The sequence below is a fragment of the Alteromonas halophila genome, assembly GCF_014651815.1.
Classification (GTDB): Bacteria; Pseudomonadota; Gammaproteobacteria; order Enterobacterales; family Alteromonadaceae; genus Alteromonas; species Alteromonas halophila.
The window spans coordinates 21,039-39,950 of the sequence record NZ_BMXP01000011.1 but is presented as its reverse complement, the minus strand read 5'-3'; the positions used below and the strand labels follow the sequence as shown (position 1 = coordinate 39,950).

The following is an 18,912-nucleotide window of genomic DNA, read 5'->3' as shown; positions in this document are numbered from 1 at the left end:
CCAGAGGGCTAATCGGCGGTGTTTAAATCAATACCAGCACTGCCATCAAAACGGCAACTACTTCTTTCTCACACCTGCAATTTCATGTAGTCTCTGAACCAGAACAGATCACAATACAAAACTGCCCAAAAATCGACAACTTGGCTATATTAAGCATATAGATAAATACCAAGGTGGTGTTTGTTCGTGCTGACAGCAATATTGTTGTAAAAGGAACAGGAACACATGCAAACTTCATTACCCACGGCAATTTACAAAAATTTTCTGGGCCATGCTCCGGACTGGTACAAAAAAACCATCATTGCCTTTTTAATTGTTAATCCCGTGCTGTTTATGGTCGACCCCTATGTGGCCGGCTGGACATTGGTAATTCAGTTTATTTTTACGCTGGCCATGGCTTTGAAATGCTACCCACTGCAGCCAGGCGGATTACTGCTGATCGAAGCCATGTTTATTGGTATGACTTCGCCCGGGCATATGATGCACGAAATTGAAGTCAACCTGGAAGTGCTGTTACTACTGGTCTTCATGGTTGCCGGTATCTACTTTATGAAAGATTTGCTGATGTACCTGTTCACCAAACTGGTCATCAGCGTCAGAAATAAACTCATTCTGTCACTGTCTTTTATTGTCGCTTCTGCGTTTCTCTCTGCATTTCTCGATGCGCTCACGGTGGTCGCGGTTATTATCAGTGTCGGACTGGGCTTCTATTCCATTTACCACAAAGTCGCGTCAGGTAAAGAGTTCCACTCCGATCACGACCATACCTATGATGACGATGTACACGACCTGGGGCACAATGATCTGGAAAACTTCCGTGCCTTTTTACGAAACCTGATGATGCATTCAGCCGTGGGTACTGCGTTAGGCGGCGTAATGACCATGGTCGGGGAACCCCAAAACCTGATTATCGCCGACAAAGCGGGCTGGAATTTCGTTGAGTTCTTTATTCGAATGTCACCGGTCACACTGCCCGTTTTCGTGTTTGGTTTGCTTACCACCATCGTCCTTGAGAAAACAAAAAGCTTTAGCTATGGCGCACAATTACCGGAATCGGTCCGCCATATTCTGGTTGAATATAATCAGCACATGGATAAGGGACGGGGTAAACGAGATACCGCAAAACTGCTGGTTCAGGCGCTTATTGGTATTTGGCTGATTGTCGGGCTGGCAACCCACATGGCATCGGTAGGTCTGATTGGATTGTCTGTAATTGTGCTGGCAACCTCAATGAGCGGCGTCATTGAAGAGCATGCACTGGGCAAGGCCTTTGAAGAAGCCCTGCCTTTTACCGCGCTGCTATGTGTCTTTTTTGGTATTGTCGCCGTTATCATCGATCAGGGGCTGTTTCAGCCTGTCATTCACTGGGTGTTATCGTTTGAAGGCGAAACCCAGATGGTGATGTTTTATCTGGCCAACGGGGTGTTGTCGATGGTCAGTGATAACGTGTTTGTTGGCTCAGTGTATATCACTGAAGTTACGGCGGCTCTGCAGGCCGGTGATATTACCCGTGACCAGTACGATATGCTGGCGGTGGCCATCAATACTGGTACCAATCTGCCGAGTGTCGCAACGCCAAATGGTCAGGCCGCGTTTCTGTTTTTGCTGACATCGGCCATTGCCCCGCTGTTGCGATTGTCTTACGGAAAAATGGTAATGATGGCGCTGCCCTACACCATTGTACTGACCATTGTCGGTCTGGCTGCCACGTACCTGGGTCTGACCGATGCCACAGATATGCTGTACAACATGCATCTTATTGAACATCACTCGGTGACCGAAGCCGCATCCGGTTCATCGACCCATTAGGAATTTGGCATGAAAGCTGTATTTCATCCGCTCAGCCGCTGGGCTGAGCAAAAATCGTCCTGGCTGGTGTTGCTGCTATCAGCGGTTGCCCTGCTTGTGACGGCATTGTATTTCCAGTACGGGCTGGGCCTTAAGCCCTGCATAATGTGTATATATCAGCGTACAGCGGTAGTCGGCATTGCATTATCCGCGCTGTTGGTGGTGCTGGTAAACAATGGCTTCAGTCGGCTGCTGGGCTTTGCCGGCTGGGCCGTCTCCGCAGGCTGGGGATGGCTGATTGCACGGGAACATATTGATATTTTAACCGCGCCTAACCCATTCTTCGCTACCTGTGACATTGTGCCTGACTTTCCGTCGTGGCTGCAGTTACACGACTGGTTTCCGGCATTTTTTGCGGCTGAAGGTGACTGTCTTGAAGACAGCTGGCAGTTCTTGTCGATGGGAATGGCCGAATGGATGCAATTCATTTTCGCCGCCTACTTCATTGCGTTTGTGATTGTGTTTGTTGCCCGACTGGTAGATAAGAAGCCGTTTTGATCGATTTGACCGTACTACCCTCCCGGCTACCACCTGTCCAGTCGGATTCGCAGCAGCTTCAGGTGCAGCGTCTTGCGCTAAAACACGCGGATATGCTCAGCGTCGCAGGGCAGCAGTCCGCTGCCCATGTTCGCCCCTGGCTGGGCAACACCCTGTGCCCGGTAACGCCCGCTGCCAGTAAGCAATGTATTACAGGTATGGAGTCACAACGGGAACAGGGGTATGGCATTACTTACCTGCTTATTGACGATGATCAGTGTCTGGGAATGGGCCTGATTAACTATATTCACCCGGTACATTTAAGTGCTAACCTCGGCTTTTGGCTGCGACCAGACGCCTGTGGCCGCGGCCTCGCGACGGCATTATGCCGCTCGCTTATCAAACTCGGTTTTTCGCAAATGGGCCTTCACAGGCTTGAATGTCTGGTTGAGCCTGCGAACAAAGCCAGCCTGAGGGTGGTGACGCGGCTGGGAGCGGAAAAAGAAGGGGTATGCCGCAAGCGCGTGTTTGGCCGGGATGCATTGCTATACAGCATCACCTGAACGCTTAATCGATATCCTCCAGTGGCCACAGGGCGATATAGTCTTCCGCGTCTTCCAGAGAAACATCCGCTTCATCCACGGTTTTTCCGCGCACCGACATGCCCTTGCTATGCATGGCGCTTTTCTTTCCCTTGTTGAGTAGCGGATGCCAGGCGGGCAGACCGCGACCTTCATAGAGGCGCCGGTACGAGCAGCTTGGTGGCATAAAAAAGATGTCTTTAAGATTTTCTTTAGTCAGTTTCACACAGTCAGGCACCAGTTCAGTGCGCTTTTCATACTGACTGCATTCACAGCGCTTTGTGTTAAGAAGCGTACACACAATACTGGTGTAATGAACCTGCTCGCCCTCGTAGAGGACATCGGTGGGCTGCGCGTCGTCACTACTGTCATCATCGATAAACTTGTGCAGACAGCATTTTGCACAGCCGTCGCAAACCGCTTCCCATTCCGCGTCGTTCATTTCCTCAAGCGTTTTGGTTTCCCAGAAAGGGTTCGTCATAGCTGCACCACCCGACTTGTAATTGAAAGTGTTTCACCCAGTGTTGCCTGCAAAGTGTCGCCATTATGCATAGGTCCTACGCCTTTCGGCGTGCCGGTTAGGATGACATCGCCGGCGTCCAGTGAAAACTGCGTCGACATATGTGCAATGAGTGGCACGACCGGATGTAGCATCATGGCACTGTTACCCTGTTGCCGGCACTCGTTGTTAATGCTCAGCGTAAAGGTAAGTGCATCGAGCTCTGCAAGCTGACTTTTCGGCACAAATCCGGACAACGGGCAACTGAAATCAAAGGCTTTTGCGCGCTCCCAGGGGTAGCCCTGGGCTTTGAGTGACTGCTGCAAATCACGTAACGTGAGATCCAGACCAAGTCCCACGCCCCAGATGGCGCTTTCTGCTTCCTGAGGGCTGGCATTTTTTAGCGGCGCACTCAATAAAACGGCAAGCTCCAGTTCATTGTGACAGGCCCCCTTCCCTTCAGGGATCCTGACAGGTTCTGACAGGACACACATTGCTGCGCGAGGCTTAATAAACAACAGTGGTGATACCGGTACCAGAGACTGCATTTCTTCGATATGATCGCGGTAATTCCTGCCAATACACACCACCTTACCGACCGGCAAATCAATCGGCATGCCACGTTCATCACTGTGCTGATACATGTTAGTAGCCTCGTTTAATCCGATCAGACAGATAGCCAACCGACACACCGAAATAGAGCGACCGGTTCCACCTCATCAGCGTACGAAAATTGTCATACACCAGATAGATCCGGCCATCAGGACCATCTGGCATAATTAGCGAAGCATCAATCTCATTGGTTGGCAGGTTATTTCCATTGTAGCGACGTACCCCCGATTGCTGCCAGTCAGCCAGCGATGCCTGGTGCGAAAGTCCCTGACTGAGTGTGTTGGGGTCACCCTGTACTTTTACCTGCCGGCCCCAGGTCAGGGCGTCATTCCAGCCCTCTGATGCCAGAAAATTAGCAATAGACGCAAAGACATCTGCCTCTGTGCCCCAGATGTCTTTTTTGCCATCGCCGTCGTAATCTACCGCATAGGTTAAAAACGAGGTCGGCATAAACTGGCTTTGCCCCATTGCACCCGCCCAGGAGCCGTTGAACGCCTGTCGGTCAATATGGCCTTCGTTTAAAATCGTCAGCGCTGCAAAAAACTGCTTTTTAAACAGTGCTTCCCGTCGTCCTTCATACGCCAGCGATGCCAGTGCACTGAGTACATCATGGTTCCCCTGAATACGCCCGAAGTTAGACTCATTTCCCCACAATGCCACAATAAAGCGCGGCTGGACGCCGTATTTGGTGCCGATTTCATCGAGCAGGTCTTGCCGTGATGCAAGTTTTTCGACCGCCTGCTCAACCTTCCAGTCGGGAACCCGGGTGGCCAGATAATCATCCAGCGTGGTTTTGCGTTCTGGCTGATTCTTGTCAGAGGCAATAACAGTAGGCCGAAACGCCATCTCAGTCAGTGTCGTGTCCAGCCACGCCTGACTGAAGCCTTTGTCCTGAGCCTGCTGTTTCAGTGATGCCACATAGGCCCTGAATCCGGCTTCTGTCTTTTCCTTCGTGTGCGCGATGCCACTGGTGAGCAGCAACACACAAATTACAATCAGTCTTTTCATTCCCGCTCCTCTGGCTTAGGGCTAAGGCCAAGACTCACCCGGTGTGAGGCCAGCAAATCCTCTTCTTTGGGTGGCATCTGAAGGTAATAGCCTTTTTCATCAAGCGCGCTTAACAGTGCTTCCTTGTCAACACCGGCCAGCATTTTACGCTTCTCAGGTGCAATCAGCATCACCAGTTCAGGCTGACTGAACTGTTGCAGTAATGACTCGGGAACAGCACTGAAGTCATCTTTTCCTGGAACATAAAGATACATACCGGCTTTGCGCCGGGTTTTATAAACGGCAATGATCATAATGGTCCTGCTGTTGAATTAACTGACACAGTCGTCGAGGGATACGGGCCGAGTAACGCCCTGACCGGCTCTTCAAAATATCGCTGGCGCCAGCCGCTCAGTACATCCGGCATCAGCCCCTGCGCGCGGGTCTCGTCAAGCTCAAACCAGTACCATTTAAGCAACTGATTAAGCTGTTTTTTCGACGCCATAATTTCCGGCGCCACACCGTACTTCACGGCGAGCGATGTTGTGGTTGTTTTGAGTGCGTTCAGCGTTTTTTTGTACTCGGGAATATCAATTAGCCGCTGCACGACAGGCAGATGATCCTGTTCAGGGGCGTTATCGAACGCACGTAAACTGTCACTCACAATGTCCACCACCACTTCGCCATAGCGGCGAATAGTGTGTGGGTTGAGCCCGTGAATTTTCGACAAAGCGGTTTTACTTGCCGGCAATACACTGGCTACGTCAAACAGATGGTTTTCCTTAAAGACAAAATTGAGTGCCAGATCCTTTTTCACTGCTACCGATACACGCCAGGCCGCGAGGGCCTGCAAAACCTGTAGCTGACGCGGTGACAGCCGCCAGTTGTTCTTAATTTGTAAATACGCAAACCCGGGCGGGATGGTCGCGCGTTTCTTCGCGGCAATTGTTGCGACTTCCCTGAACACCCAGTCGGTTTTATTAATATCGTCAATCTGGTCTTTCAGCTTCATATAGGCCGGTAACAAATACAGCACATCATTGGCCGCATATTCCAGCTGACGAGGCGATAACGGGCGCGCCAGCCAGTCAGTGCGGGACTCGCCCTTGTCCAGTGTCTTGGCACACAAGGCTTCAATTAGACGCGCGTACCCCATCGCCGCCCCCATTCCCAGAATGCCCGCAGCAAACTGCGTATCAAACACGGGCTCCGGTATCACGCCCAGTGCGCTGTTAAACGCCTCCAGATCTTCTGAGCAGGCATGTAATACTTTGATGGTTGATGTATCGCTAAGCAGCGCCACCATGGGCGCCATGTCGTCAATGGCCAGCGGATCAATCAGTACCAGCTGGTCGCCATCATAAAGTTGAATAAGACCAAGCTGAGGGGTGAGTGTGCGGGTGCGGACGAACTCTGTGTCCAGTGCCACTGCGTCTTTCGTGCGAGCCTGGTCACAGACCGATGAAAGCGCATCTGATGTTGTAATAAGCGAATAATGCATCACTAAAAAAACAGCCGGCATAGGCCGGCTGTTATTGTCTCCTGTCTGCGTAGCCCGTTAGTCGCGCAGTTCTCTGCGCAGGATCTTACCTACATTGGTTTTTGGCAGTTCTTCTTTAAAGACCACTTTCTTTGGTACCTTGTACCCGGTTAAATGGTCACGACAATGCGCGATCACTGCTTCTTCGGTAAGTGAGTCATCTTTTCTCACTACGTATAGTTTAACGACTTCGCCGCTGACTTCATGGGGAACACCAATCGCGGCGGCTTCAACCACTGCGTCATGCATTGCAGCAACTTCTTCAATTTCGTTCGGAAACACATTGAATCCCGAGACCAGTATCATATCTTTTTTGCGGTCAACAATATAGAAGTAACCCTGCTCATCGACGGTCGCAATATCACCGGTCGCCAGCCAGCCGTCTTTGAGGATCTCATCCGTGGCTTCCGCGCGGTTAAGGTAGCCTGTCATAACCTGTGGCCCTTTCACCCACATCTCGCCAGGCTCGCCCATTGGTACCTCATTGCCGTCTTCATCAAGCAATTTGATATCCGTAGATGGCACAGGCATGCCTATCGCGCCTTTATATTCATCAAGTTGCGGCGGGTTTACGGTGACTACCGGTGAACACTCGGTCAGCCCGTAACCTTCAAGCAGTACCGTACCGGTGGCTTTCTGCCATTTTTCGGCCACCGGACGTTGTACCGCCATACCGCCACCCAGGCCAAATTTGAAGTTGGAAAAGTCCAGTTCGCTGAACCCTGGCGTGTTTAACAAGCCGTTAAACAGCGTGTTCACGCCGGGCAAAATGGTGAAAGGATGATTGCTCAGTTCTTTCACAAAGCCCTGCATATCCCGAGGGTTTGTGATCAGCAAATTCGGACAGCCTTGCTTGACGAACAACAGGCAGTTCGCCAGCAGCGCAAAGATATGGTAGAGCGGTAACGCCGTTACCACCATGTCCTTGTCCGGTTCGATCACCGTTTCAAGAATACTCGATACCTGTTCGAGGTTAGCAATCATATTTCGATGGGTCAGCATCGCGCCTTTAGAAACACCGGTAGTCCCACCGGTATACTGTAAAAAGGCCAGATCATCACCAGAAACCTGAGGACGGGAATAGGACTTTGAGGCGCCCTGCTTCACCGCTGACGTGAAGGATATTGTGCTACTGAGTGAAAACGACGGGACCATCTTCTTGATGTATTTAACAGCAAAATTCACAACCCAGCGTTTCGGTGCCGGCAGCATATCGCCCAGAGCTGTCAGGTACACCTGTTCTACCTGCGTCTCCTGAATCACTTTTTCCAGCGTACAGGCGAAGTTTTCAACAATGACAATGACTTTGGCCCCGGAATCGTTGAGCTGGTGTTTAAGCTCACGGGCAGTGTAGAGCGGGTTAACGTTCACCACCACCATACCTGCGCGCAAAATACCAAACATGGCAACCGGATACTGCAGCAGGTTTGGCATCATAATCGCTACCGCGTCACCACGCTTTAAACCGCTACTTTGCAGGTATGCCGCAAATTGTGCTGACTGGGTATCCAGTTCGGCAAATGTCATCGACTGACCCATATTGATATACGCAGTCTTGTCAGCAAACTTTTTGACAGACTGTTCAAAAATATCAATGACAGACGAGTAGTGATCCGGATCTATGTCTGCGGGTACACGTGAGTCGTAATGCTCAAGCCAGGTTTTTTCCACCAAAACCTCCTTCACTTATTATTATCTTGCGGCACTTACGTCGTGTAACGTACACAAGCACCAGGCAACTGGTCTGATATCTTGCGAATAGTATAGGATGAGCAACGAAAAATAAACGTCACAATTTACAATTGTTCAACAAACGCGCGAATAAGCGGCCCGCTTTCATCCGGGGCCTCCATGTGCGCATGATGACCGCCCTCGATATTTTCACAACGTGCATTGGCAAACCAGCTGGCGCGCTGCTGATATACCATAGCCGTTTTTTTAAAGCTGCGGGACGCCGCAGTAAACAATATCGGACAGTCTATTTGCTGCATGATCGCTTTAGCCTGTGACTCTGTGAGCCTTAGGGTTGAGCGCGTTCTGACCCGCGGATCGCTGGCCCAGAAACTGTGGCCACTGGCATCCTGTGTCAGGTTTCGTGACAGGATCACCCTTGCCTGCTCCGGGGCAATGTCAGCAACACTGCAACGGGCCTCGACAGCCTTATCCAGTTCAACCGGCTTTAACTGATTACGTCGTTTCTGATGGCGATTGACGATGGACTCACGCATTTGCTTAGCGGTCGTCGACGCATCCTCAGTAAGCGGCCCGCACACATCAAGACTAATCAGCCCGGCTACACGCTCAGGAAACAAGCCTGCAAAAATACTCGCCAGTATGCCGCCGAGAGAATGTCCGAGCAGGATCACTTTGTCCCACTGCTGTTGTTCAATCAGTGCATACAGATCCTGAAGATAATCAGCCTGATTATACTGAGCTCCCGGCGGACGATGGGAAGAGAGGCCATGTCCGGGCAAATCCAGTGAAATAAATCGCGTGCGCTGTAAATAAGGCGCCAAAGGTTGCAGGCTACTGGCATTATCCAGAAAGCCATGCAGTCCAATGACCACAGGCCCGGTCCCCTGGTTATCAAGCCCGGCAATAACTTGCTCGCCCAAATGAAATTCAGTGTCCTGCATGTTTCCCTTCCTGTAGCTGGTGCTTCGTCGATGAGGTCCTCCCCTCACCATATTGTAATTTACAACTACGAGCGAAAAGCGGTAAATGTTTGCCGTTAACAAACAAAAAAAGCGGCATAACAATGCCGCCTTTCGGAAAAGCGTTGCCGCTATTTTTCCTGAGTATGGATCTGTCTGTGCTCTGATGGTCGCCGGTCTGTGCCCTGCCTGCTGTTGCCAATCGTATTTGGTATGTTGCCGCGGGATTTAACTGCACCACCAGGTACACCGTTGCTACGCTCGATAACGCGGATGCGGGAACGATGGAACCCCCAGTGAGGTCGGTAGAATGGCGAATAGAACGGCGAATACCATCCCGTTGCAAAGTTAAAATACAGCGTTGAGACATCATAGGCCGTTTCTTTTCGCCACATATGGTAGTCCAGACCATCAATGGTTGGATACATGTAGGGCTGCTCGCCTATCATGCCTGCACTGGGGCTGGTCAGCGTACCCAGAAATGTCACCGAACGCCCTTCTTCGAACGTGATCGGGTCGACAAAACCGTCAATGGCCACTTTAAATCTGCCGATCGTTTCTTCTGACCGTTTTGGCTTGCCGTAATGATTGAGAGGAAAATGCACCATTTCAATCCAGGTTTTCTGTGGCTTGTTCTCCACACCAACAATCACACCTCCCCACCGCGCAGTCTGTCCTACAGCATCAGAGCCTGCGGTAACAGCCTTTGAGTAGCTGACCAGTTGTGTGCCCTCTGGCACTTCAATACTATCTGGCACGATCGCACACCCTGACAGAGTGGCGATAGCAAGAATCAATAACGCGTTACGAATCATTTGACTTCCTGACTTAAATAGATGTACCTGAATAACCATTATCACATTGTTTCATGAACAGAAACTGAACTCAGCCCTTCCACGACTTTTTTTCAGCGTTTAATGTATGGGACGCGAATTATACGTAGGTATCAACCCCAAAAAGCGTTTGCACGTGTTCACGCTGAGATTGTCTCGCGAGGCTGGTATAGGTTGAAATAGCCTGTTGGCTTTTATTGTCTGAGACGTCACGAACAAAACGTTGATACTCGCTGGCCTGCTGAAAGTCTGCAGCGCTTTTCGGTGCTTTTACCAGTTCCTGCTGTACCGGCGCGGCCTGCCGCTCAGCGTTTTTTTGCTGCTGCTCACTGACTGGCCTGACTTTTTTGGGATTACCATCATTACCGACAGTAACAAGTGACGTATTGATTTCCATGGTCGCTGCTTTCAGCCCGGTGCCAGGGCTGCTGTACACTCCTGATTATAGCGCTGTGATCATAGTAAAGCCCATTGGCAAAGCAAAAACCATTCCGTACTACTCTCTGCCAGGCAACTTCTTCCAGGTGACTTTGTCACGCAGGTAAACAGGCGTCACCCCCAGCGCATCGGTACTGTCACCCCGCTGGTGAATACTTAGCGCAAGCGCCGTCATATGCCTGGCATCAGGGTAGAATACGGATACTGGCGTTTCTTCAGCGAGCGCAGACAGTGCCGGGTAGGCCTCCCATCCCGTGCCTGCTTTTGCATAGCCAGTCTTACCATCAAGCTGCGCGGCAGCAGCCTCAGGCGAACAGACTTGCTGCATGATGACCGGCGTTGCAAGTTCCGCTTTACGCTCAAAGCAGGCAAAATACACTTCACCCATTCTGGCATCGATGGCGACGGCAACCTCGGTAGCGTTGGTTTCATTCAGTACCTGCTGCGCCATTGCCTGTAGCGTACTGACCCCTGCCACCGGCAGCGCTGAGCCCAGCGCAAGCCCCTGAATCATGCCAGTTGCAATGCGTACGCCGGTAAAACTACCTGGCCCGTTGCCGTAGGCCAGCAATTGCACATCACCGAGTGTTAAACCTGCGTCTTTGAGGACCTCATCCACCATAGGCAACAAACGCTGGCTGTGCTGTTGGGGGCAAACCTCAAACCGGCAAACCTCCTGGTCGGACGTACGCAGGGCTACTGAGCAGGCTTCGGTAGCCGTATCAATTGCAAGAATATTCATTTTTCATTCAACCTGTTATTCAATGCTTGTCAGAAATGCTTCCACGTTATCCAGACTACGGGTGCGCTGCATATCGGGTAAGCTGGCGACAAACGTTTTCGCATAATGCCGGGTTACCAGACGGTTGTCGCAGATGACCAGCACCCCCTTATCCTGCGGATCCCGTATCAGGCGACCCGCGCCTTGTTTGAGGGTAATAACCGCCTGGGGGATCTGAATTGTGGCAAACGGGTTGGCCCCCCGCTTTTTGACATCCTCAATGCGGGCCTGCAGCAGCGGATCATCCGGTGATGCAAATGGCAGTTTGTCAATCATGACACAAACCAGATCGCTGCCGCGCACATCGACGCCTTCCCAGAATGCCCCAGTGCCCAGCAACACGGCATTTTCATCAGCCAGATACGCATCAAGCAATGCCTGTTTTGTCGTGGTGCCCTGCACCAACAGCGGGTTATCTACTTCTTCTGCCAGCTGGCTGGCAATCAAACGCAGCATGGCATGGCTGGTAAACAGTAAAAAACAACGCCCGCGACTGGCTTTAATGATGCGTTTTGCGGTGTCCAGCAAAACCTTTTTCATGGCAGGGCTGTTGGGCTCAGGCAGATAGCGGGGCACACACAACATCGCCTGTTGCTGATAATTAAACGGACTGTCCAGTCCCAGCGTTCGTGCGTCTTCCAGCCCCATGCGGCGCTGAAAGTGCTCAAACCCGCCGTTTACCATGAGTGTGGCAGAGGTAAATACCCAGCCGCGCGGTACCGCGTTAATGAAGCGGCGGAATTTCGCCGCGATGGACAAGGGGGTCAGGTGCATGATGAGGTGACGGGGTGTGGTTTCATACCACAGACTGACGCCGTCCTGCTCTGTATTACACAGGGCATCCAGCTGCTCTCGCGTGCTGACGATGCGTTCATACAAATTATCCAGGTCCTTGTCGCGACCAATATGCAAACGACACACTTCGTGTAGTATACCAAGCGCTTCAGCCAGTTTGCCTGCCTCGTGACGCACTTCATCGCGCTCCAGCGCCTGTGCCCAGTTTCCCCGTTGCGGGGTATCAGGAAACAGTAACCGCAAATCTGCTGCAATCATCCGGCATTTGTCCGCAGCCGTATCAAGCTGTGCCGCATCTTTTAAAACAGTGCGGTACAACAAGGTAATATCTTTTGCCAAATCCTGAAGCTGTCGGGTGGAAAGTGCCTCGCCAAAATAGTCACTGGCAATGTCTGGGATCTGATGCGCTTCATCGAAGATAATGCTGTCAGCCTCCGGTATCAGTTCACCAAAGCCCGTATCTTTTAGCGCCATATCGGCAAAGAACAAGTGATGATTCACGACAATGACATCGGCATCCAGCGCCTTACGTCTGGCTTTTACCAGATAACAGTCTTCGTAGTCAGGACAATCACGCCCCAGGCAGTTGTCTACCGTCGAGGTCACCATGGGAAGTACCCGGGCGTCTTCCGGCAGTTTTTTAAGCTCGCCCATGTCGCCGGTCTTGGTGGTGGTCGCCCATTGTTTGACCGTTGAAAGCTGATCAAGCACCTGCGTGTCCACCAGCGTTGAATTGCCACCATGCTGTGCCAGCCGGTGCAGGCAGAGGTAGTTGGCCCGGCCTTTTAGCAATGCGGTTTTACGACGGCTACCCAGCGCTTTTTTCACGATCGGCAAATCCCGGTGGTAGAGTTGCTCCTGAAGGTTTTTGGTGCCGGTGGAGATAATCGCTTTGCCCTCCCCCTTCAAAGCAGGAACCAGATAGGCAAACGTTTTGCCGGTACCGGTTCCGGCTTCAACAATCAGGCTTTCATTGTCTTCAATGGCTTTTTCTACCGCTTCCGCCATGTCGGTTTGCGCGTCTCTGGGCACAAACCCCTGGATTTGGTCGGCCAACAGGCCGTCAGCGCTGAACACGGATTTCAATGAGGGCATAGCTACATCTGAATGGGAAAAACGGCATTATGCCAAAAAAAATGAAGCGACTGCCACTAAAGTCAGTTAATCGGTTACAAAACGCCCGAAGGTGTCCGCGCGTTACAGACCGTTAATCCAGATTTGGTATTGCCAGCCAGACAGGTCAACCACACTGTCATGCCGAAACTCCCGCTTGCGTCGCAGATAGCTGTCGGTATACCTGCCGGTAAACAAATCCTCGTTAAAGGTGACGGACACTGGCGATGCCGACAAATTCAGGATCACAAAGACCTTATGCGGGCCCTGTTGACGCACAAAGCTCAGTACCTTTTCCATATCTGAGTTAGGCACCTGAATCATGCGTGCGCCGAATGCCCCGTTCCACAATGCCGGAATCCGCTTTTTCAGGGCAATCAGATGCTGATAGAGCGCGCCGATTTCATGTTTTTTCCACTCAATCGGATCACGCTCAAAAAAAGCCAGACGCTTTGACTCGCCTGCTTCCTGACCATTGTGAATCAATGGCACTCCCTCACCAATCACCGATAACACGATCGCCGCTTCGAGACACCCGCCAAACTGCTCGTACTGCGTTCCATCCCAGGCGTTCTTATCATGGTTACTCACAAACGTCATGCGGTATGCCTGCCTTGGCCAGGCCCGTTCGTTCCAGGAGTAGTATTTGCGCAGCCTGTCCAGCGGTGCACGGCCGTGAGCGATGTCGTGCATCGTCTCATTCCAGCTCCAGGCGTAACTCATATTGAATGCCTGCTCATGCAAGTCCCTGTTTTCCCATTCGGCCAGCATAAACACATCTTTATGTGCTGACAGTGCGTGTCTTGCCTGCACCCAAAAGTCGTTGGGCACATACCCCGCGACATCACACCGGTAACCATCAATATCAAACTCGGTGACCCAGTACTGCATGGCCTCAATCATATATTTCCGCAGTGCAGCGTTGTCGTAGTCAAATTCAATGATATCTGTCCAGTCCCACCACGGCGAAGGCCGGAAGTCACCTTTATAATCTCTGGCGTACCATTCGGGGTGGCTGTCCACCAGTGGATTGTCCCACGCGCTGTGATTGGGGACCCAGTCAAGGATCACTTTCATATCGCGGGAGTGCGCCTCATTCACCAGCCTGCGCAGATCACTGGCATCGCCAAATTCAGAATTGATGGCTTTATAATCTTTAACTGCATAGGGGCTGCCAAGTGTACCTTTGCGATTTTTTTCGCCAATTGGATGTATTGGCATCAGCCAGAGAATGCGGGCGCCCAATGCCTGAATATGATCCAGCCCCGCGGTAACACCATCAAAGTCACCTGACGCAGAAAACTGACGTGTATTAACCTGGTAAATGACCGCATCTTTCGACCAGGATGGCTGTTCAAGTTGATAATCACTGCTTGGCTGAAATGAAGTCTGCACGTCATGCTCTCCTTAATACGCTTATAGCATTGTTACTTCAGGCAGGCGTATGACGTTCAATAGTAAGTTTAGAAGGCGTGAACACGCCTGAAGCATCCATTCGCTGCGTTAATTTTCTTGCCAGGGGCGACAGCCATAGTCCGTCTAACCTGCCTTGCGACTGCACACTTCAGGACTCGCTGAATGATGATAGATTTATTCGCATCTTCCCTAGTAGACAGGCAGGCCACTTACCCCCAGAACGAGAACCCAGGTGCCAAAGAATATTTTCAGATGTTTTGGGGAAAACGCCAGCACCAGATATTTAGCAATAACGCCGCCCAGCACTGCACCAGCACCAGCGAACAGAACAACCTGCCACACCACCGCCTGTGTAACACTCAAATGAAAGCCAATGGCGGCCCACACCGAGACAGCGGATAAGATAACGGCTAGGGCAATACTCATCGTGACATTAAACCCTCTAATGATGAGGTATACCGCCACTAACTCGCCTACCCCCACCGACAACCAGGCAGTGATCAGTCCTCCAACAAAACCAACCACCGGTAACCAGAAGACGTCGGCTTGCGACAGCGCAGTGAGTGTCACAGTTCTGTTAAGCAATGCAACAGAACCGTATATTGCCAGTGCCAGTACAATCGAAAAAATACCAAAGCCCAGGTGCAGATGATCCAGATTCCCCCGCAACAAAGACAGTGCCGGGATGGCGTTTCCACCGTATTGCGCCAGCCAGATGCCACAGAGCGCGGCCGGGGTCACAACCGCCAACCCGCGCCCTAGTACCTGCCATTGCGGATCCCGCGCATGCTCTGATGTTGCGTGAAGGTACCAGGTAATCGCTCCCGCGGTCATGCCGCAGCACTGGATCCCAAAACTGGTCGCCACGATTGCCTGTGGAGCAAAGTTAAGATGATTAAAAAACGGCACAAATACAACACCGCCCCCCGCGCCTGTCGCATTAGCAAAAATGGCGCCGAATATACCCAGAAACGTAAACAGGCCGTAGTCTTTAAGCAACAGCGTAAGATCACTTTGCACACATAGCAGTATCAGCCACGCGAAGGCCAGTGCGCCCAGTACCACTCTTTTTGAAAATAGACTTGTTTTTACTGTCACTCAGCACCCTCACAACAGGCGGCATAAAGAAAGTGCGCTACTTTGCCAAACTTTTTTTGTCTAAGGAAGATACGGATACATTATCGGCATGTTTTATACATGCTTTTAATTTTACAAGCAGACGGTTTATGAACATAGTTACATGACGTTAAGGCTAATCAAAATGTCGTATTAATGGTGGTCGCGAAGACCCGGGCTGACAGAACACAGATTGTTCTTCATCCCAACCGCTCAGCAACCTGGTCACAGACCAAGCATCTCATTGCATTTATGGCGCTGGTCGTGGGCGTAATTGCCGCTGGCTGGGCGTTTGCGGGCGTGTGGATCATATTACCCTTCGCCGGGTTAGAGGTCAGCCTGCTGGCATACTTAATGTATCGGGTATCCTGCTTTACCTATCAGCATCAGTATATCGATGTTTTGCCAAATGAAATTCGTGTGGTGCTGACGGCGCGCGCGCCGCCTGTCCGGCTGCGCAGACAACATTGCCATATTCAGTTCGATGATCCCGGTAACAGCTGGCAATTGCCTGTTATAAAGTTATCCGATGACAATACCCATGTCGAAGTCGGCGTCTTTTTAAATCGTGACGACAAACATAAGCTCAAAGACCTGCTTGAGGGGGCTGGCTTGCTCACCTGCTCTGCCCAGTGGTGGCGATAAACGCCTTTTGTCAGCGTGGATAACGCGACAGGTCTGCTCGGGGATTTCATTACGTACAATTAATGATCATTCTGTCGCCAAAGCGCTATTAGTTACTAATGTTTGGTAACACGATGAGTGTCGCAATGAACCTATATATTGAGTCTTTGGAAGGTGGGAACTATCTTGTTGCAACGGGCAATGATGAGAACAAAACGTTGCTGCGCGACAGTCACGAGCGTCCTGTTATGTTTCATTGTCTGACCGAAATCAAGTCATACTTCGGCGACAGCACATTCGATAAAGTCTGGCTAACACAAACCACGCCTTATGAAGAAATGATTGGACAAAGCAATACCGAAGGACCTCTGGAACTTGAAATCGACTGGCATTGATTTCAGTTCAGTCCTTTGGACGAGTTGCCTGCTACCAAAATTATCCGTACAGTTAACGGGTTGATTAAAGGGAACTTACAGGAGATGTCCAATGTATCGCTTTGTTGCGCTTATTACCTTATCGCTCACACTGTGTGTGAATGCTTATGCTGCGTCAGTCTGGGAAGTCACGGACGGAGAAAATACCATGTACCTGGGCGGGACGCTGCACATTCTTAGTCCATCTGACTACCCCTTGCCTGATGCATACAAAGCAGCATATGAGGCCTCAGACTCGCTGGTGTTCGAAACAGACTTAGCTGCGCTTACCTCGCCAGAATTTGGACGCAAGTCAATGGAGCTGCTGACGTACGGGGAGTCGGGTACGCTTAGCGACGACATCAGTGACAAGACGATGAAGGCGTTGAAAGCCCACTTAGAGGAACGAGGCATTCCTGTAGACAGGTTTATGAATATGCGCCCGGCAATGGTTGGCATAACCCTGAGCATGATTGAATTTCAGCGCATGGGATTAACCAGCCAGGGCGTCGATCGCTTTTATTACACTGTCGGTATGGGCGATGGTAAGCCAATGTTATGGCTGGAAACCCCTGAGGAACAACTTCATTTTATTGCTAAACTTGGTGAGGGCGAGGAAGATGCGTATTTACAATACAGCATCGACGATGTTGAGGAGCTGCCGGAACTACTTCCAGAGTTGCGTGAAGACTGGCGCGAAGGTGATATGGACGGCCTTTACTCACTGGCTATGCAGGACTTCAAAAAGGAATACCCAGACGTCTATCACTCTATACTTACACAGCGAAACAACAACTGGATTCCGGAATTGATCAAGATGATGAAAACGCCTGAGACTGAGTTTGTGCTGGTCGGCACCCTGCATATGCCAGGTGAAGGCGGTATTCTGGCTCAGCTAAAAGACCAGGGATACACAATTACTAAGAAGTGATTAATCCGGTACTTTTCAGTGCAACGAAAAGGGGCGACAGCCCCTTTTTTTGTTTTAACTCACCGACGACACATACAGCGTGATGTGCACATTTTTTGCAAACCTCTGATTTATTGCCATGCAACACTGCGTGACAGCTCGGGTTAGCTTTTCCCAGACAATGGTTAAAGTGCCTGTCCAAAGATGTAAATATTTCGGAGTTAACCATGAAAAACAGATACTTAAAGTACTTATTTGCACTTTCCCTTACTACGTTGCTTGCGACAGGTTGTGCATCAATGGGCGATGGGACTGTAGCAGAAAAGAGACAGGCCATACTCGCAATGCAGGATAACGCGCTATCCCGTTTATACAGTGAGAAACCTGATACGCGCGCTCAGATTAGAGAGGCGGCAGGGTACGCTGTATTCAGCAATGCCAATGTAAATGTTATTTTTGTCGCGGCCGGCACTGGTTTTGGTGTTGCAACCAATAAACTTACGGGCGAGCGTACCTACATGAACATGGCTGAAGGAGGCGTTGGGCTGGGTCTCGGCGCAAAAGACTACCGTATCGTTATGGTTTTCCATAGCCAGGCATCACTGGACTACTTCCTGAAGCATGGATGGACAGCCGGCGGCAATGCAGATGCAACCGCCAAAGCTGGGGGCAAAGGCGCGTCGGCTGAGGGCGAAGGCTACCTTGGCAATGTCACTGTTTACACGATGACGGAAAGTGGGCTGGCGCTGCAGGCCACGGTCAAAGGAACAAAGTTCTGGAAAGATAAAACGCTTAACTAGGAAAGGTGGAAATAAGCCTGTCGCCGCTCAGTCTCACAGGCTGGGCGGCTTCTCTCTTAAATATAAATATCCAGGTGTTTTCTGCCTGCCGGTTTCGGGTTGTCGCCCTTTGCGTTTGACTCATTTAGCGGGTGATTGTCTTGTGAGACCGTTGTTTGAGATGCCTTCTCATCACCTTGCCTGGCAGTTTTTTGCTCCTTGTTTTCCTTATCATTTTCAGGCTCTTTATATACATTTTCTACCCGCTCGTGACGCGCCTGTCGCTCTGCTTCATCAACACGGTGTGTTTGTTCATGTTGCTCTTTCTCATCCTGATTAAGCGACTCTGATTTAGCGGTCTTTCTGATGCGCTGAATACGATTATCGCCTTCCACTGGCACCTTGGTATTTCGCGGCAAAATTGGAAAGATTAAATCGTTGTACATGCGCGCTGTTTTCCTTTGGTTTAGTTACAAGTGTCTCTGTAATGCTCATT

At 50.8% G+C, this 18,912-nt stretch carries 21 protein-coding genes; 7 read left to right on the top strand and 14 right to left on the bottom strand.

Annotation, left to right across the window (positions count from 1 at the left end):
- The first annotated feature begins 225 nt into the window (after positions 1 to 225).
- From nhaB to IE054_RS15845, 3 genes are read left to right on the top strand one after another with little or no spacing between them, the layout of a single operon-like run.
- On the top strand, positions 226 to 1,809 hold the full coding sequence (gene nhaB / locus IE054_RS15855) for a sodium/proton antiporter NhaB (RefSeq protein ID WP_189408080.1): 1,584 nt from the start codon (positions 226 to 228) through the stop codon (positions 1,807 to 1,809).
- 9 nt (positions 1,810 to 1,818) lie between these two features.
- A complete protein-coding gene (dsbB, locus tag IE054_RS15850; protein ID WP_189408079.1) occupies positions 1,819 to 2,346 on the top strand; it encodes a disulfide bond formation protein DsbB in 528 nt (175 codons plus the stop codon).
- Complete coding sequence (locus IE054_RS15845; RefSeq protein ID WP_189408078.1) at positions 2,343 to 2,888, top strand: GNAT family N-acetyltransferase; 546 nt, start codon at positions 2,343 to 2,345, stop codon at positions 2,886 to 2,888. Before dsbB ends, IE054_RS15845 begins: the two co-directional genes overlap by 4 nt.
- 4 nt (positions 2,889 to 2,892) lie before the next feature.
- On the opposite strand, the gene IE054_RS15840 is transcribed toward IE054_RS15845, so the two are convergent.
- The 13 genes from IE054_RS15840 to IE054_RS15780 form a co-directional block, all read right to left on the bottom strand.
- Positions 2,893 to 3,387, bottom strand: coding sequence for a YcgN family cysteine cluster protein (locus tag IE054_RS15840; protein ID WP_189408077.1), 495 nt, complete (start codon positions 3,385 to 3,387; stop codon positions 2,893 to 2,895).
- The gene (locus IE054_RS15835) at positions 3,384 to 4,049 is read right to left on the bottom strand and encodes a fumarylacetoacetate hydrolase family protein (protein WP_189408076.1); all 666 of its coding nucleotides are present in this window, start codon (positions 4,047 to 4,049) and stop codon (positions 3,384 to 3,386) included. The genes IE054_RS15840 and IE054_RS15835 overlap by 4 nt, the downstream gene beginning before the upstream one ends.
- 1 nt (position 4,050) lies before the next feature.
- Positions 4,051 to 5,025 (bottom strand): lytic murein transglycosylase, encoded by a 975-nt coding sequence (locus IE054_RS15830; protein WP_189408075.1) that lies wholly within the window; start codon positions 5,023 to 5,025, stop codon positions 4,051 to 4,053.
- Entirely contained in the window at positions 5,022 to 5,318 is a 297-nt protein-coding gene (locus tag IE054_RS15825; RefSeq protein ID WP_189408074.1) for a YcgL domain-containing protein, read from the bottom strand. Before IE054_RS15825 ends, IE054_RS15830 begins: the two co-directional genes overlap by 4 nt.
- Complete coding sequence (gene rnd, locus IE054_RS15820) at positions 5,315 to 6,505, bottom strand: ribonuclease D (RefSeq protein WP_189408143.1); 1,191 nt, start codon at positions 6,503 to 6,505, stop codon at positions 5,315 to 5,317. Before rnd ends, IE054_RS15825 begins: the two co-directional genes overlap by 4 nt.
- A gap of 57 nt (positions 6,506 to 6,562) precedes the next feature.
- Positions 6,563 to 8,215, bottom strand: a complete 1,653-nt coding sequence (fadD, locus tag IE054_RS15815; protein WP_189408073.1) for a long-chain-fatty-acid--CoA ligase FadD — start codon at positions 8,213 to 8,215, stop codon at positions 6,563 to 6,565.
- Between the two features lie 125 nt (positions 8,216 to 8,340).
- On the bottom strand, positions 8,341 to 9,180 hold the full coding sequence (locus tag IE054_RS15810; protein ID WP_189408072.1) for an alpha/beta fold hydrolase: 840 nt from the start codon (positions 9,178 to 9,180) through the stop codon (positions 8,341 to 8,343).
- Between the two features lie 149 nt (positions 9,181 to 9,329).
- Positions 9,330 to 10,013 (bottom strand): Slp family lipoprotein, encoded by a 684-nt coding sequence (locus IE054_RS15805; RefSeq protein ID WP_229805204.1) that lies wholly within the window; start codon positions 10,011 to 10,013, stop codon positions 9,330 to 9,332.
- 118 nt (positions 10,014 to 10,131) lie between these two features.
- Complete coding sequence (locus tag IE054_RS15800; protein WP_189408071.1) at positions 10,132 to 10,428, bottom strand: hypothetical protein; 297 nt, start codon at positions 10,426 to 10,428, stop codon at positions 10,132 to 10,134.
- 99 nt (positions 10,429 to 10,527) lie between these two features.
- The gene (tsaB, locus tag IE054_RS15795; protein ID WP_189408070.1) at positions 10,528 to 11,211 is read right to left on the bottom strand and encodes a tRNA (adenosine(37)-N6)-threonylcarbamoyltransferase complex dimerization subunit type 1 TsaB; all 684 of its coding nucleotides are present in this window, start codon (positions 11,209 to 11,211) and stop codon (positions 10,528 to 10,530) included.
- A gap of 15 nt (positions 11,212 to 11,226) precedes the next feature.
- The gene (gene yoaA, locus IE054_RS15790) at positions 11,227 to 13,140 is read right to left on the bottom strand and encodes a DNA repair helicase YoaA (protein ID WP_189408069.1); all 1,914 of its coding nucleotides are present in this window, start codon (positions 13,138 to 13,140) and stop codon (positions 11,227 to 11,229) included.
- A 102-nt stretch (positions 13,141 to 13,242) separates the two neighbouring features.
- Positions 13,243 to 14,553 (bottom strand): alpha-amylase family glycosyl hydrolase, encoded by a 1,311-nt coding sequence (locus IE054_RS15785; protein WP_189408068.1) that lies wholly within the window; start codon positions 14,551 to 14,553, stop codon positions 13,243 to 13,245.
- A 210-nt stretch (positions 14,554 to 14,763) separates the two neighbouring features.
- Positions 14,764 to 15,672, bottom strand: a complete 909-nt coding sequence (locus IE054_RS15780) for a sulfite exporter TauE/SafE family protein (protein WP_189408067.1) — start codon at positions 15,670 to 15,672, stop codon at positions 14,764 to 14,766.
- A gap of 174 nt (positions 15,673 to 15,846) precedes the next feature.
- Between IE054_RS15780 and IE054_RS15775 the strand changes: the two genes are divergently transcribed.
- The 4 genes from IE054_RS15775 (at position 15,847) to IE054_RS15760 (ending at position 18,437) form a co-directional block, all read left to right on the top strand.
- Positions 15,847 to 16,335 (top strand): DUF2244 domain-containing protein, encoded by a 489-nt coding sequence (locus tag IE054_RS15775; protein ID WP_189408066.1) that lies wholly within the window; start codon positions 15,847 to 15,849, stop codon positions 16,333 to 16,335.
- 125 nt (positions 16,336 to 16,460) lie between these two features.
- Complete coding sequence (locus tag IE054_RS15770; protein WP_189408065.1) at positions 16,461 to 16,709, top strand: DUF6482 family protein; 249 nt, start codon at positions 16,461 to 16,463, stop codon at positions 16,707 to 16,709.
- Positions 16,710 to 16,800: 91 nt separating this feature from the next.
- Positions 16,801 to 17,658 carry a TraB/GumN family protein gene (locus IE054_RS15765; RefSeq protein ID WP_189408064.1) on the top strand — a complete coding sequence of 286 codons (858 nt, stop codon included), beginning with the start codon at positions 16,801 to 16,803 and terminating at the stop codon, positions 17,656 to 17,658.
- 206 nt (positions 17,659 to 17,864) lie between these two features.
- Entirely contained in the window at positions 17,865 to 18,437 is a 573-nt protein-coding gene (locus tag IE054_RS15760) for a lipid-binding SYLF domain-containing protein (RefSeq protein ID WP_189408063.1), read from the top strand.
- Between the two features lie 56 nt (positions 18,438 to 18,493).
- Here the strand turns inward: IE054_RS15760 and IE054_RS15755 are convergent, their stop codons facing one another.
- Complete coding sequence (locus tag IE054_RS15755) at positions 18,494 to 18,862, bottom strand: hypothetical protein (protein ID WP_189408062.1); 369 nt, start codon at positions 18,860 to 18,862, stop codon at positions 18,494 to 18,496.
- Positions 18,863 to 18,912 lie beyond the last annotated feature (50 nt).

What these genes read in the sequence shown, in the direction of transcription:
- nhaB (WP_189408080.1), top strand. Translation starts at nt 226, where the DNA reads ATGCAAACTTCATTACCCACGGCAATTTACAAAAATTTTCTGGGCCAT.
- dsbB (WP_189408079.1), top strand. Translation starts at nt 1,819, where the DNA reads ATGAAAGCTGTATTTCATCCGCTCAGCCGCTGGGCTGAGCAAAAATCG.
- IE054_RS15840 (WP_189408077.1), bottom strand. Translation starts at nt 3,387, where the DNA reads ATGACGAACCCTTTCTGGGAAACCAAAACGCTTGAGGAAATGAACGAC.
- IE054_RS15835 (WP_189408076.1), bottom strand. Translation starts at nt 4,049, where the DNA reads ATGTATCAGCACAGTGATGAACGTGGCATGCCGATTGATTTGCCGGTC.
- IE054_RS15830 (WP_189408075.1), bottom strand. Translation starts at nt 5,025, where the DNA reads ATGAAAAGACTGATTGTAATTTGTGTGTTGCTGCTCACCAGTGGCATC.
- IE054_RS15825 (WP_189408074.1), bottom strand. Translation starts at nt 5,318, where the DNA reads ATGATCATTGCCGTTTATAAAACCCGGCGCAAAGCCGGTATGTATCTT.
- rnd (WP_189408143.1), bottom strand. Translation starts at nt 6,505, where the DNA reads ATGCATTATTCGCTTATTACAACATCAGATGCGCTTTCATCGGTCTGT.
- IE054_RS15810 (WP_189408072.1), bottom strand. Translation starts at nt 9,180, where the DNA reads ATGCAGGACACTGAATTTCATTTGGGCGAGCAAGTTATTGCCGGGCTT.
- IE054_RS15805 (WP_229805204.1), bottom strand. Translation starts at nt 10,013, where the DNA reads ATGATTCGTAACGCGTTATTGATTCTTGCTATCGCCACTCTGTCAGGG.
- IE054_RS15800 (WP_189408071.1), bottom strand. Translation starts at nt 10,428, where the DNA reads ATGGAAATCAATACGTCACTTGTTACTGTCGGTAATGATGGTAATCCC.
- tsaB (WP_189408070.1), bottom strand. Translation starts at nt 11,211, where the DNA reads ATGAATATTCTTGCAATTGATACGGCTACCGAAGCCTGCTCAGTAGCC.
- yoaA (WP_189408069.1), bottom strand. Translation starts at nt 13,140, where the DNA reads ATGCCCTCATTGAAATCCGTGTTCAGCGCTGACGGCCTGTTGGCCGAC.
- IE054_RS15775 (WP_189408066.1), top strand. Translation starts at nt 15,847, where the DNA reads ATGGTGGTCGCGAAGACCCGGGCTGACAGAACACAGATTGTTCTTCAT.
- IE054_RS15770 (WP_189408065.1), top strand. Translation starts at nt 16,461, where the DNA reads ATGAACCTATATATTGAGTCTTTGGAAGGTGGGAACTATCTTGTTGCA.
- IE054_RS15765 (WP_189408064.1), top strand. Translation starts at nt 16,801, where the DNA reads ATGTATCGCTTTGTTGCGCTTATTACCTTATCGCTCACACTGTGTGTG.
- IE054_RS15760 (WP_189408063.1), top strand. Translation starts at nt 17,865, where the DNA reads ATGAAAAACAGATACTTAAAGTACTTATTTGCACTTTCCCTTACTACG.
- IE054_RS15755 (WP_189408062.1), bottom strand. Translation starts at nt 18,862, where the DNA reads ATGTACAACGATTTAATCTTTCCAATTTTGCCGCGAAATACCAAGGTG.